General features: G+C 36.2%; 15 protein-coding genes and 1 pseudogene. 9 read left to right on the top strand and 7 right to left on the bottom strand.

The window, feature by feature from the left end:
• From ACY651_RS04200 to ACY651_RS04170, 7 genes are all read right to left on the bottom strand, one after another.
• Positions 1 to 203 (bottom strand): TlpA family protein disulfide reductase (locus ACY651_RS04200; protein ID WP_462250019.1); only part of this gene is annotated, 203 nt, incomplete at its 3' end.
• Between the two features lie 73 nt (positions 204 to 276).
• Positions 277 to 963 carry a hypothetical protein gene (locus tag ACY651_RS04195; protein WP_462250017.1) on the bottom strand — a complete coding sequence of 229 codons (687 nt, stop codon included), beginning with the start codon at positions 961 to 963 and terminating at the stop codon, positions 277 to 279.
• Between the two features lie 195 nt (positions 964 to 1158).
• Positions 1159 to 1671: a heavy-metal-associated domain-containing protein gene (locus tag ACY651_RS04190; protein WP_462250015.1), complete on the bottom strand. Its 513-nt coding sequence runs from the start codon at positions 1669 to 1671 to the stop codon at positions 1159 to 1161.
• 112 nt (positions 1672 to 1783) lie between these two features.
• Entirely contained in the window at positions 1784 to 2365 is a 582-nt protein-coding gene (locus tag ACY651_RS04185) for a heavy metal-binding domain-containing protein (protein ID WP_462250013.1), read from the bottom strand.
• 98 nt (positions 2366 to 2463) lie between these two features.
• Positions 2464 to 2850, bottom strand: a complete 387-nt coding sequence (locus tag ACY651_RS04180) for an HYC_CC_PP family protein (protein WP_462250011.1) — start codon at positions 2848 to 2850, stop codon at positions 2464 to 2466.
• 61 nt (positions 2851 to 2911) lie between these two features.
• Positions 2912 to 4936 (bottom strand): putative porin, encoded by a 2025-nt coding sequence (locus tag ACY651_RS04175; RefSeq protein WP_462250009.1) that lies wholly within the window; start codon positions 4934 to 4936, stop codon positions 2912 to 2914.
• Between the two features lie 11 nt (positions 4937 to 4947).
• Positions 4948 to 5760: a purine-nucleoside phosphorylase gene (locus ACY651_RS04170; protein ID WP_462250007.1), complete on the bottom strand. Its 813-nt coding sequence runs from the start codon at positions 5758 to 5760 to the stop codon at positions 4948 to 4950.
• Between the two features lie 475 nt (positions 5761 to 6235).
• Here ACY651_RS04170 and sucC point away from each other — a divergent pair, with 475 nt between their 5' ends.
• From sucC to ACY651_RS04125, 9 genes and pseudogenes are all read left to right on the top strand, one after another.
• Entirely contained in the window at positions 6236 to 7447 is a 1212-nt protein-coding gene (sucC, locus tag ACY651_RS04165; protein ID WP_462250004.1) for an ADP-forming succinate--CoA ligase subunit beta, read from the top strand.
• 345 nt (positions 7448 to 7792) lie between these two features.
• Positions 7793 to 8635 carry a DUF922 domain-containing protein gene (locus tag ACY651_RS04160; protein ID WP_462250002.1) on the top strand — a complete coding sequence of 281 codons (843 nt, stop codon included), beginning with the start codon at positions 7793 to 7795 and terminating at the stop codon, positions 8633 to 8635.
• 247 nt (positions 8636 to 8882) lie between these two features.
• Complete coding sequence (locus ACY651_RS04155) at positions 8883 to 9491, top strand: Crp/Fnr family transcriptional regulator (protein WP_462250000.1); 609 nt, start codon at positions 8883 to 8885, stop codon at positions 9489 to 9491.
• A gap of 100 nt (positions 9492 to 9591) precedes the next feature.
• Positions 9592 to 10254, top strand: coding sequence for an NADPH-dependent F420 reductase (locus ACY651_RS04150; RefSeq protein ID WP_462249998.1), 663 nt, complete (start codon positions 9592 to 9594; stop codon positions 10252 to 10254).
• A 44-nt stretch (positions 10255 to 10298) separates the two neighbouring features.
• Entirely contained in the window at positions 10299 to 10883 is a 585-nt protein-coding gene (locus tag ACY651_RS04145; protein ID WP_462249996.1) for an ester cyclase, read from the top strand.
• A gap of 280 nt (positions 10884 to 11163) precedes the next feature.
• Entirely contained in the window at positions 11164 to 12033 is an 870-nt protein-coding gene (locus ACY651_RS04140; protein ID WP_462249994.1) for an alpha/beta fold hydrolase, read from the top strand.
• 19 nt (positions 12034 to 12052) lie between these two features.
• A complete protein-coding gene (locus ACY651_RS04135) occupies positions 12053 to 12730 on the top strand; it encodes a hypothetical protein (RefSeq protein WP_462249992.1) in 678 nt (225 codons plus the stop codon).
• Between the two features lie 248 nt (positions 12731 to 12978).
• Entirely contained in the window at positions 12979 to 13341 is a 363-nt protein-coding gene (locus ACY651_RS04130) for a VOC family protein (RefSeq protein WP_462249990.1), read from the top strand.
• Between the two features lie 152 nt (positions 13342 to 13493).
• Positions 13494 to 13677, top strand: a pseudogene (locus ACY651_RS04125) (VOC family protein); the annotation flags it as partial.

The raw sequence follows: 13677 nt of genomic DNA, 5'->3' as shown, positions 1-13677 counted from the left end.
GAAGGGTTAGCCTGCCTGCAGGGCCCACACCAGCTTGCCCAAAAATCTATCAGCACTACTTTTCCTTTGTAGGAAGAAAGATTTATTACACTGTCTTTTACATCTGGTAAAGAAATTTCCGGAACAGCAGCACCAATTTTTATTTGTGCAGCACCGGTTAAAGAAGCAATTAAAATAATTGAAACAAAGAATATTTTTTTCATTTACAACAATTTTTTTTCTGAAATAATGACAATATAAATTTTAATATTTTTTTCATGAGGATAAATTTAGCCTTTAACCTTTCTGCTTAAGTACATTAAAAAAATTATACTCCAGTTTCAGCAGCACCCCTTGTGGCGCTGTACGGGTTAAATTAGTTACCAGCGGGTAACGGTAGCCGGCATCAACACGTAAACGGCTGTTAAAAATAAATTGAGCAGCCGGTGCCACATCCAAATAATTATTAGCATCACTAAGATTAGTTTGACCTAGAAATTCTACCATTAAATTTACATTAACCTGTTTGTAACTGGTGTATTCTTTGGGTAACATTAATTTTCCGGCAGAAAAAGAATAATTAATTGCATTTCGATTTTTATTCCCATAATTAAATTTTTCTTTACCATTATCGGTTGCATGCAGCACAGATGCTGCAGCCGAAAGCGCCACTTTATTAATCAATTGTGTTGCAATAACACCAGTTTCAAATCCTGAATTATGTCCATACAAATCAATTGCAGTTTGATGGATATCGCTGTTGTTAAAACTATATCTTGCATAAGCCGCCATTCTAAAATGTTTATGCACTTCATCAATACTGTAAAACCGGTACTTGGCATAAACACTGCCGCCTTCAGTTACAAATCCACCATTACGGTTACTTAAAAACGCATCCAGGTGTATCATTACTTTTTTTGAAATACCCAGCATTACTTCCGGCACCAGGTGGTAATTTATTTTTTTTGTATCTATGTCTGTCATAAGGTAGTTATTTGTTCTTATGCCGATACTGTTTGCTGCCATATTACTGGCCGGTTCAGTAAAAACATATAACTCCTGGCTATAAGATTTGACCATAAACAAAACAAGCAGGAACGATAAAATGTACTTCATAAAAAATATTCATTAAAAACCGCCTGTAGAGCTGTTAGCCGCTGCAGAGGTTACCCCATTTTATTAAATAGTTACATGAAAAATCCTCTTTCCGTTTTCTTCCCCCGTTTTATAACAAGGCATTTTTGTAAGGCTGCCATTCTTTTTATATTCTTTGGCAGGTATAAAACCTTTATCTAAAATTTTAATTGTTTTATTGCCCGACAATGTTTGATCCTTTACATTAAGAAAATGAAAATCGTTTGCCCCAACATTTACATGAGCATCATTTGCAATGGCAACATTATCAAATTGTATGGTTGCTGTAAAGCTGGCTACAAAAAAACCTGCATCTTCCACTTTCTTTTTTAGTTTATCAAAATCAACAACCGCATTTTGCTTAAAAAAAATATCAAAAGTGGAATTTTTTATATTGGCATCAACCTTATCTACAAAGTCTAAAGATTTTATTGCCTTATTAATGGCGTTGCTGCACATACTGCAGGTTAAGCCGCTGGCCTGCAAACTTACTTTTGTAACCTGTGCAGTTGCTGTAAAAGAAAAAATAACTGCTATTATTAAAAATATATTTTTCATGATTCTCTTTTTTAATTTTAATTGCTAATCCGCATTTTTAAATAAATATAAACCGGGAAAGCAAAATACGGTTGCAGGTTTTATAACACCTGCAACTGTTAAATAAATACCCTTATTGTTTTTCTTTTAAATCCATACTGCACTTTGTACATTTCCCCTGTGTATTGCTTGTTACATCTGCATGCATAGGGCAAGTGTACACTTTCATTACTTCCATTTTCATTTGTTCTTTTTTAGACTTTGTTAAGTCCATACCACATTTGCTGCATTTGCCAGGAGCATCGCTTGTTACATCGGAATGCATACTGCAACAATACGCCGCTGTTGCTTTTTCACTTACAACACTTGCAGTGCTAACTTTTCTATCGTACTGGCAACAGCCATGTAATTTATTATACACTTTATCATCGGCGGTAAAGCCCTGTGTATCGTAACCAGATTTTGCTATGCTCTGCTGAATTTTATCAGAAGATGTTTTATTAGATGCGTAAGAAACTTTTAGCTCTTTACTTTCTTCGTTCCAGTTTGCAGTGGTGGCACCACCCTTTTTTGCAGCTTTTTCAATAGTGGTTTTGCACATGCCGCAATTGCCCCACACTTTAATGGTTTCTTTTGTTACAGCTGTTTGTGCAATGGAAGTATTTATGGCGAAGATGCTGAACAACAGTGCAGCACAAATATTTAATGTTTTCATTTTATTTAAAATTTAATTATTGATTAATAGTATGACTTGTATATATAACACAGTTCATCAACTGCTATCGCTGCTGATGAAAAAATCAATACTTAATTTTAAATTCTGAAAACACAGTTCATAATACTGGCAGAAGGCCAGTTATAATTGGGAGGAGAATGATTATTTACTACTGCAATTGAAGGCGCAGCAGGTAATTGCCAATCGTACACCGGAAGTTGTGTTACAATGGTGACAAACTTTGAAGTGAAATCTAAATCATTATAAACATTTTTGTGAGAGTCTTCTAACTTAACAAACTTATGCTCATCGTTGCAGCAACCGCCTTTCTTTTCTACCATGCCGCATTTGCCGCACTTATCTTCGTTAGAGCTATAAAACTCCATGCCGGCCATTTTACCCATACAATAATGTATTTCCATGGCAATGCCCGAAGCAGCTGTCATGTAAACTATTGTTAATATGGCTAAAAAGATTTTTTTCATTTCAGCTACAAAGATAAAAATATTGTTGTAATCCGGGTGTTAAAATTTGCTGTTATTTTGATTAATTCACAAAATTCCATTGAATACCAAAGCGGATATTGAGCCCCTGCGTGGGATAATGTGGTGCTGCGTAATTATTATTGATAAAGCCAAAGCCATTTAAAAAACTAACGGTATTTAAATTTTCGGCACGAATATAAGCGGTAAAAGATTTTATTCTGAAATGAAAGAACGCAGTGATATCGGGAAGGTTTTTTAATTTAAAAGTATCCTGCGGCGTAAACTGGCGCATAACCGGCGAGTAGTTGTAGGCTTCATAAGGGGTATAATACCTTACCTCCAGTCCTGTACTTAAATTTAAATTTTTATAAAAATTTCCTTCAAAAGCAAAACGGTTACGGGTAAAAAGTAACGGCACTTTTACCGGCGCACTGCCATCGGTTTGCTGCGCCACCACATCAACATACCAGTTTAATTTTTTAGAAATTTTTATTTTTTTTGAGGCCGATAATTGCAGCAGGTTAATTACTTTACTGCTTTGTGCGGTACGATAATAATCAGAAAAATAAGCCAGGTTGGTAATAATATAATTTTTAAACCCAAGATTTATAAATGGGTTTTTAGCTTCGGCGCCAAAACTAATAATATTTTCTTTTTTGCTGATGGTTGCATTTTTAAAATTAAAAGCAGATAAATTATTGTAGATAAAACTCGGGCTGCGGTTTACATTATTAAAAAACAAACGGACATCACCCAGTTTTTTATTTAAGTAACGGTCGATAGTTGCATAGGCACTGTAATCGCCACTGTTGAGGCCGTTTAAATAAAATTCGCCTTTGAGCAATACATCCCACAATTTATTTTTTGTTTTATTGCGGTACTCACCATGCAAAACAATATTGTAATAATTTTTTGTTTGTATGCCTGTTGCCCTGTAAAATTCTGCTTTTATATTTTCGAGCCGGGCACCTGCCAGTAAAAACTGGGCAGCGTTTTTCGTATCCGGAAATTGCAGTAAGGAAAAATCGTTGCTGATCACTTTCCATTTTTCGTGAACATTAAAAGTATCAGTGGTTTTTTTCAGTGTAGTATCGTACCAGCTTTTATAAATTAAAGAGTCGGCAGAAACATCAGTGTACAGATAATTATAATTGCTGTACGTAAAACTGTATTGAGCCCTCAGCTTGGGGTAAAATAAATATTCGGTTGTAGAATCGTTAACAGCAATGGAATCGTTTTTTCCAATATCATAAGTTTGCCGTAAAAAAAAAGTAAAGTCTTTATCAATGTTACCGGTATTTACAGATGCATTAAATGGATTGGGGGCAAATAAATTAGCCCCACCTAAATTCACCGGCACGCTAAACCGTTTCTTTTTATTGGGGTCGGCCAGTGAGCTGTCGTTTACAATGCCGCCGTTCTCCGAATTTTTTATAGTGTTGCCCACTAACACTATGTATGCCGCATATCTTTTTCGCTTGCCCTGGTAATTGCTGAACAGCCGGTAATTTTTATGATTGGTATTTTGTGTAACAAAAAAACCGGGAGAACTTATTAACCTGTAATCAACCCCAAAATTCCAGTTTTGCCTGGGGTTTTGTGTATGCAATGCTTTTATCATTTGCTCCTTACCCGATGCTAATTGATAACCCAGCTGCGTTAAAGGTTTGGTAGTTTTATAAAATTTTGTTTCTTCTAATTTATAACGGTACACATCAAATGCATGAAAGCCGGCATCCCAACCGGGCTTAAGATTGGGCTGATACAGTAATGAGTATGCTGCCGCACCATGGTTACCTAAATACTGGTAGGTAGAAGGAACAGAAAAGTATTTATCAAAATCATTGATAGAAGAATCTAAACGGTTAATCCTTACAGAATCTAAAAATTTATAAGAGATGGTAATAGAATCTTTTTTATCATCCCGGTGCTCAAAACCCAGCGCATTATCTTTATCCGATTTGCTGGTATCGGTTTTATTTTTTTCCGTTTTGCCACCGAGTTTGGGCAAATTTACTTTGGGCAGTTGCGCCACAACGGCCTGCATAACAAATACCGATAATAAAAGAATAAAAAAATACTTCATCAATTTTTATCTTACAGTTGTGCAATCATTTCTTTAAAAAGATAAGTGAGTTTAGGTTCGGCATCTTTTGCGGCCTGCAATACTTCTGCATGGGTAATAGTATTTTCTTCTTCTCTTATGCCAATATCTGTTATTACACTCATGGCAAAAACGGGTAAGCCCATGTGTACGGCTGCAATAACTTCCTGTACAGTGCTCATACCCACTGCATCGCCACCAATCTGGCAAAGCAATTTGTATTCAGCCCTTGTTTCAAAAGTAGGGCCGGTTACACCGCAGTACACCCCTTCTTTTATATCAATATTTTTTGCGGCAGCAATGGCTTTTGCTTTTTCTATAAGATCTTTTTTATAAGGTTCGCTCATATCAGGAAAGCGTGGCCCAAATTCATCCACATTTTTCCCTATTAAAGGATTGTGCGTAAAAAAACTAATGTGGTCTTTAATAATCATTAAATCGCCAACTTTAAAAGTTTTGTTGGTGCCGCCAGCGGCATTGCTCACCAATAAAGTTTGAATACCCAAAAATTTCATTACACGTATAGGAAAAACAACTGCTGCGGTATCGTACCCTTCGTAATAATGAAAGCGGCCCGCCATTGCTACCACATTTTTACCGCCCAGTTTGCCAAATATTAATTTACCGCTGTGCCCTTCTACAGTGCTTACGGGAAAATGCGGAATATGATCGTAAGGAATTTCTTTTTCTACTTCCATTTCGTTGATAAAACTTCCCAAACCGCTGCCGAGTACAATGCCCACCACAGGTTCGGCATTAAATTGCGACCGTATAAAAGCCGTTGCCTCATTAATTTTTTGTATCATAAAGTATAATTAGTTTTTTTGTGCGCCAAAGGTAAGGAAAGGTACTGTTAAAGGAATGTTTAGAGGTTTAGAGGTTTAGGGGTTTAGGGGTTTAGGGGTTTAGGGTTTAGAGGTTTAGGGTTTAGAAGTTTAGGGTTTAGAAGTTTGTAAAACCTCACAGATTTATTTAATAAAATTAAAAATTATAGCAGTTTTTGTAAAACCTGTGAGGTTTATTGAAAAGGATTTAAATTTAGAAGAACCCCCATACGCTGAGGTAAAAGCTGCCCAATGGTATGTCTTTGAACCGAGCGTGGCAACGATGATGCCCAATGACAAAATGTTCGTATCAAAAAAACACCCTGACCTTGGCCAATGGTGATGAAAAGCGAAGTGGTAGCTTTTATTTTCATAATTTATATAAAGCTCCTCAACTATTAATTTGTAACTTTTATCTATTAACTTTTTAATTATCTTCGCCAAAACTTTTTTATTTATGAATCTTCACGAATACCAGGCCAAAGAATTACTAAAAAAATACAATGTTCCCGTGCAGGAAGGCATTGCCTGCAACACCGCTAACGAAGCGGAAGAAGCATACCGCCAAATACATACCCAGTACGGCAGCAAGTTTGCTGTGGTAAAAGCACAAATACATGCCGGCGGACGGGGTAAAGGAAAGATTGCCAGCACCGAACAGCGTGGTGTGGCCGTGGGTAAAAATGCAGAAGATGTAAGACAGATTGCTCAAAATATTTTAGGCGGCACTTTGGTTACCATACAAACCGGCGAAGCTGGTAAAGTGGTAAATAAAGTTTTAGTGGCGCAGGATGTTTATTATGATGGCGCCAACCCGGTTAAAGAATTTTATTTGTCTATTTTGTTAGACAGGGCTAAAGGCCAAAACGTAATTATGTACAGCACCGAAGGTGGTATGAACATTGAAGACGTGGCGCATGATACACCCGAAAAAATATTTAAAGAGTGGGTACACCCCGGCGGTGGATTGCTCGGTTTTCAGGCACGAAAAATTGCTTTTAATTTAGGCCTTAGTGGCGAAGCGTTTAAAAACTGCGTAAAGTTTGTCACCAATTTATACAATGCTTATGTGGGTTTAGATTGCGCTATGCTGGAAATAAATCCGCTTTTTAAAACCAGCGACGAAAAAATTATTGCGGTAGATTGTAAAATGAATGTGGATGATAATGCTTTAATGCGCCATGCAGATGTTACCGCATTACGTGATGTAAGCGAAGAAGACCCTACCGAAGTGGAAGCCGGAAAATTTAATTTAAACTTTGTAAAATTAGACGGTAACGTGGGTTGCATGGTTAACGGCGCCGGCCTTGCCATGGCTACCATGGACATGATTAAATTAAGCGGCGGCGAACCCGCTAACTTTTTAGATGTAGGCGGTACTGCCAATGCACAAACAGTAGAAGCCGGTTTTAGAATTATTTTAAAAGACCCGAAAGTAAAAGCTATTTTAATAAATATTTTTGGCGGCATTGTTCGCTGCGACCGTGTAGCGCAAGGCGTTATTGATGCGTACCAAAGCATTGGCAACATCAACATCCCCATTATTGTTCGCTTACAGGGCACCAATGCCGACGTTGCAAAAAAATTAATTGACGAGAGCGGATTAAAAGTGCAGAGCGCTATTTTATTGAGTGAGGCTGCAAGTTTGGTGAATAAGGCAGTGGCGTAAAATTGTGTTGTCATTTCGAAGAACGATCTATTTTAAAATATTTTTAAAAACATCCGCCGGTTGGCGGATGTTTTTTTTTGGCCAGGGTTTGGTAAGGCTGTGGGGCTTTATTGGCACAGTTTATCAAGAAAGCGTTCTGTACACACTGTAAAAAAATCTTTATTGCGCTTTTACAGAAGCGGACGTGAGGTGAAGAAACTTAAAATGATAGGTTAGGGTTTAGTGGATTGTTACAACAACAATTGAGTTGAATACTGATTATTTTTGGCGAGGAGCATGTTATAACATAAATTTATGTGTTAGTGGCAATATTTTCCACACTCTAAAATTTGATATCGACTTAAAATGAAATTTTTAATCTATTTGATTACCCTGACAACTTTATTTTTTTCTTGTTCCCCTAAGATTGGTTCTACGATTAGTAATAAACAACCTGCACTTGCTGACAGTGAGTTTGTGCTAATACTTCAAAAAGAAGACAGTTTTATTAATGACGGCATTGAAATAGGCAATATAAAGTCTAACGACTATGGATTTTCATCAAATTGCACTTATTATGAAGTTATTGAAACATTAAAAAAACTAGCTCGTGATTATGGAGCGAACCTTATAAAAATAACAGACCGTAAAAGTCCTGATCAATGGAGTACTTGTGAAAGGTTAAAAGCCAAAATTTATAAAGTCCTGAACTTTCGTGTTCACGAAAAAGAAATAGAGTGGACAGCTAGTAGGAAATTAACTTGGGAGGATTTTAAAGGTTCTCCAAAAACAATTTCAAATTCCAATACAGCGGCTCAAACATTTTGTGGTTTCGGCTTCCAAACAAACAATGTGACAATGTTTAATAAAGCAAAAATCTTTACAACAACCAGTTTCACTACTAATCTAAGTTGGGTACGACCTGACCAAAAGAACAGACTAGATTTACTTGAACATGAACAAGGACATTTTGATTTATGTGAAGTTTATGCAAGACAGCTTAGAAAAACGTTGGAGGAAAAAAAACTAACCGCCTTTAACTTAAATACGGACGCCAATGTAATTTTTAAAAATGTATCTAAATCCTATTTGGAAAGACAGGAACTTTATGAAAGTGAAACTCAATATGGGACTGACCGTAAAAAGCAAATCGAATGGACGAAACTCATTGCTTCAGAATTAAATGAGTTAAGCAGTTTTTCCAAATAATACTGCTACCACCACGAACTGTGTAAAAAACCAAATATTTTAAGCGATTTTTTTTAATAATTATCGCAGTACAATACGCCTGATCGTACTACTGATTCTTTAAAAATTCAATTTGTATTTTATAAAGCGTCCTGTTAGTGTTGATTATTTTTGGAAAGTAATATTTATGGCTTAAATTTATATAGCAGCGGCATTTTTTATCCGGAGCATTACAGCGATATAATTATTTAGTTCGATCATTTTGAGTATGAAACCAGACAACTTAGAAACTTCGCTTGAACCATTACTAAATTACTTCAGTCGTCTTATCCCTTTAAATAAAGAAGAAAAAGAATTGGTTACAGCATTGTTTCATCCACGGCTTTACCGTAAACGGCAGTATGCATTGCAGGAAGGCGACGTATGCACCCAAATGTTATTTGTAGTTAGAGGTTGCCTGCGGATGTATAAAATAGATGAAGGCGGCAATACACATATTCTTCAATTTGCTGCAGAAAATTACTGGATAAATGATTTAGGAAGTTTTCATACAGAAAAACCATCTGCATTAAATATTGATGCATTAGAAGACACGGTGGTTTTACAAATAAGCCACAGCAACCTCATTACACTTTATACGGAGGCGCCAAAGTTTCACCGAATTTTCAGGGTGCTGGTTGAAAACAGTTATGTAAGCCTGCAAAAGCGGCTGTTGCAAAATATAAGTTCTACAGCCGAGGAACGTTATCATTCTTTTTTGGAGCTGTATCCGCACCTGGTTAACCGGCTTTCTCAAACACAGATAGCCTCTTACTTAGGGATAACCCCTGAGTTTTTAAGCCGCCTTCGCAATAAACTCAGCAAGCAAAAATCTTAAACTGCATCAAGGGTATTTCTTAATCAAGGTCATTGGTTGCTCCTCCATTGTCATCGCATCTTTGTGTAATCAAATTATTCATAATTAAAAAAAATAAAAAATGAAAACAAAATTAAAAGTTGCTGTTATCGGTATTGGAAATATTGGTACTGCAGTTGCAACCAATCTTGTAAAAGCTAACCGTTCAGTAATTATTGCCGACAGAACAATTGCAAAGGCAAAAGAATTATCCCAGTCATTGGGTAATTTGGCACAACCTATGGAAATTGCTGCAGCGATAAAGCAAGCAGATATTATTGTATTTGCCATCTGGTTTAATGCAATAAAAGAATTACTGGGTACCTATTCAAAAGAGCTGGAAGGAAAAATTATTATTGACCCATCCAACCCCATTGCACCAGATGAAAAAGGCGGCTTTAAAAAAATAATCGGAGAAAAAGAATCGGCCGGTGAAATACTTTCGGCATTGCTTTCTGCCGATACAAAATTGGTAAAAGCATTAGGTACATTAGGCGTAGCTTCTCTTGCAGGTGCAGCTTTTCAAAAACCAGCAAATGTTTTATTTTATGCAACAGATGAAACCAGTGTTCATGAAACAGTGGAGGAATTAATTCGTGACAATGGTTTTGAGCCTTTACATGTTGGTGGTATCAATCAATCCATAAGAATAGAAGTATTCGGTGATTTGCACGAGTTTGGCGCATTGGGAAAAACGGTTACCCTTGATGAAGCAAAACAAATAGTACAACCAGCACTACAGTAATCAACTTCACAAATAATAATTAAACAGAAATTAAAAACAATAAAATGAAAAAAACGAATTTACAATCATTGTTACTTGGTTTAGTAATAATCATTTCCTTAGGCGCTGCTCAAAGTTGCCAATCATCAAATTCTTCAATGGGCAATTCTAAGGATAATATAGATAGCTTAAAAAAGATAGCGCTGCAGTTAGTTGCTTCCAATGATACCATTGCCAGTCATCTTAAAACTTTTGATGAACTGGATTTTGATGTATTCAGCAATCAAAAATGGGACAGGTTAAAAGAAAGCCATGCAACAAATATAAAAGTATACTGGCCCGACGGACACATAACAGAAGGTATTGATGTACATATCGAAGATTTGAAAAAACTTTTTGTACATGCACCAGACACCAGGATAAAGGAGCATCCAATTAAATTTGGTTCTGGTAACTACATTTTGGTAACAGGTGTGTTTGAGGGAACATTCACCAAACCAATGCCCATTGGAAATGGAAAATTTATTGAGCCTACCGGCAAGGCTTTTAAAATGCCCATGGCTACAGTAGGTATTTGGGAAAACGGTGTGATGAAAGAAGAACATCTTTTCTGGGATAATCAGACGTATGCAAAACAAATTGGTTTGTAAACGATTAAAGCGGAGAAGGAATATTAATTTCTCCGCTTTATTTTTAATAAACATTATTTTTAATTCAATGGAAAAAAAAATTTTGTCCCAGCGGGGTTTTCACACTATCTATCTTTAATGTAAAAAACGTAACTGTGAAACCCCGCTGTGGTGATACCTTTAAATAATAATACCGCCATCGCAATTATTACAAAGAGTAATTGCAAACCGGGTAAGCATTTGTTACATCAAAATTTACATTCTAAAATATTATCTTAATTTCAATAATAAAATATCGTTAATGAAGGTTATACTATTCTCACTGCTTATACTATTATGCCTGCATACTTACAGCCAGCAGCAAACGCCGAAGCCGTTAAGACATTTTATGCAGTCTGGCCCATCGCCGGCAAATAAAATTCAATACGGCAATAATCCCAAAGCGGGCCGTTATGCAAATGCCGGTGATACAAAAATTTATTATGAAGTATATGGTAAAGGAAGGCCCATTGTTATTTTGCACGGCGGCATTTTTGGCAGCACTTACGAGATGCACCAGTTTATTGACAGCCTTTCTAAAAAATACCAGGTAATTGCTGTGTCTACCCGTGGGCATGGAAAATCAGCATTAGGGATCCAGCCGATAACTTATGAGCAAAAAGCAACTGATGTAATGGCTGCAATTAATGCCGTAACCAAAGACAGTGTAATTGTGCTCGGCTTTAGCGATGGCGGTTACGCTGGTTACAAATTGGCAAGTATGTATCCAGGCAGCGTTAAGAAACTAATTGCAATAGGTGCAACAGAATTGTATCCCGGCCTTCGTGATTTTACTTTTGATGCCAAACAAGGTGTGGCATTGGATAGTGTTTACTGGAAGCAACAATTTAAGTTGATGCCGGAACCGCAAAGGCTGCAGGAAATGTTCACTGGCCTTGGAGCCATGTATAACCAGCTTACATTGGATAAAGTTTTTTTTCAAACTATTCAATGCCCGGTTTTGGTAATGGCCGGAGACCGGGATCAATCCAACCCGCCGCAACGTGTTGTTGCAACGGCACAGATGATACTGCATAGCCAGGTTGGCATTATTCCCAATTGTACACATGGAGTTTTTTTAGAAAACTTTGCTGCAGTGTGGGCATGTATTGTTCCTTTTTTAAAGCAATAACTTTAAGCAAAAGATGAATATGAAAAATGTTTTTTTGTATATAGCATCCTGCTTTTTGATGTTTGCAAATAAACTGCAGGCACAATCCATTACGCTTAATAAAAATAATATTGAAGTGGTTAATGTTTCTGTAGCTGCAACAAAAATGATGGGCAAAAATGCCATAAAAGTGATTAAAGATTCCACTGTAAAAGAAGTTGACGAACCTACTTTTGTAAAGATAAAGGGCACCGATTTTACAAATGGAACCATTGAACTAAAGGTATTAAGTAAGCTGTTGAAGAATGCCCCGGATTTTGCAAGAGGTTTTATTGGTATTGCTTTTCGTATCAGCGACAGCAACACAAAGTATGAAAGTATTTATCTCCGCCCCGTAAATGCAAGAGTAAATGATCAGGTGCGGCGAAATCATAGCATTCAATATTATTCTTACCCCGATTATAAATTTGACCGCCTGCGTAAAGAATCACCAGAGAAATATGAAAGTTATGGGGATATGGAAATGAACAAATGGATTACGATGAGGATTGAAGTTAAAGATGCACAGGCAAAACTTTTTTTGAATAACAATAAGCAACCCTCATTAATTGTAAATGATTTAAAACATGGCGCAGGTTTATCTGGTGCTATCGGCCTTTGGGTTGATGTGGGAACAGAAGGTTATTTTTCTGATGTTACAATTTATCGAAACGAATGAAAATTATAAAAAGGAAAGTGTGAACATGCCGCTTTAACAGTTGGTGTGCAGCTTAGCAATGTGCCATGTAAATAACTTTGATGGCGGTTGCTTTCTTGTATAAATTACATTACTTATCGCCACAAAAATCATACACCCTTTGTTCTCATTAGCATTGTGTGTATATTTAAAGAACGAAAAGATTTTTTTCACAAACTTCTGTTAGCGTTAATTGTAAAGGCACATCTTGATAAAAAGAAAAATAAGCAATGAATTTTGAAAAACTGGTACCAAATGTTTTTTATATCAATATTACTGATGGTTTAAAATTATTTGTTGACTGTCTGGATTTTACTATTGGACATAATGAAATAAAATCCAGCCAACCATTTTGTGTATTGGAAAAAGATGGATTACGTATAAATCTTTTTGAAAATGTGGCACTTGCTAAGGAACATTATCCTGAGTTTAGGCTAGTAACTAAAAATATTGAGGAAGTTTATACAAAGGTTTCTGCATCGCACCCTCAATTTCTTCATCCCAACCTTAAGCAAATTACTCTTCGTCCATGGGGTGCTAAAGAATTCGCATTAAAGGATGAACAGGTTGGTATTATAATTCAAGAGTGGTAAAATCATTTTGCTCTTAGCTGTTGTTGGTATGCAGTATTAGCAATATGCCAACAGTACCAACATTCACCTGCTGTTTAACGGTAAGTCAAAGACAGACCTCATATTTTAATGATAAAATAAAAAAATAATTTAAAAATTTAATTTTACAGACAATGAAAAGAATGTCGTTGACGATAACAGTAATTGCTGCTTCGTTTCTATTAGGTTTCGCTTTTAAAACAATTTTATCTGACAAAAAAAATACAAAAATGAAAAAAGTAACAGGCATAGGCGGCATTTTCTTTAAATGTAAAGACCCAAAAGCAATTAACGAATGGTATAAAACACATCTTGGGT

It is taken from the genome of Ferruginibacter sp. (assembly GCF_031391665.1).
In the GTDB taxonomy this organism is placed as follows: Bacteria; Bacteroidota; Bacteroidia; order Chitinophagales; family Chitinophagaceae; genus Ferruginibacter.
Note: the sequence above shows the minus strand (reverse complement) of the source record. Positions and strands in the feature narration are given on the sequence as shown.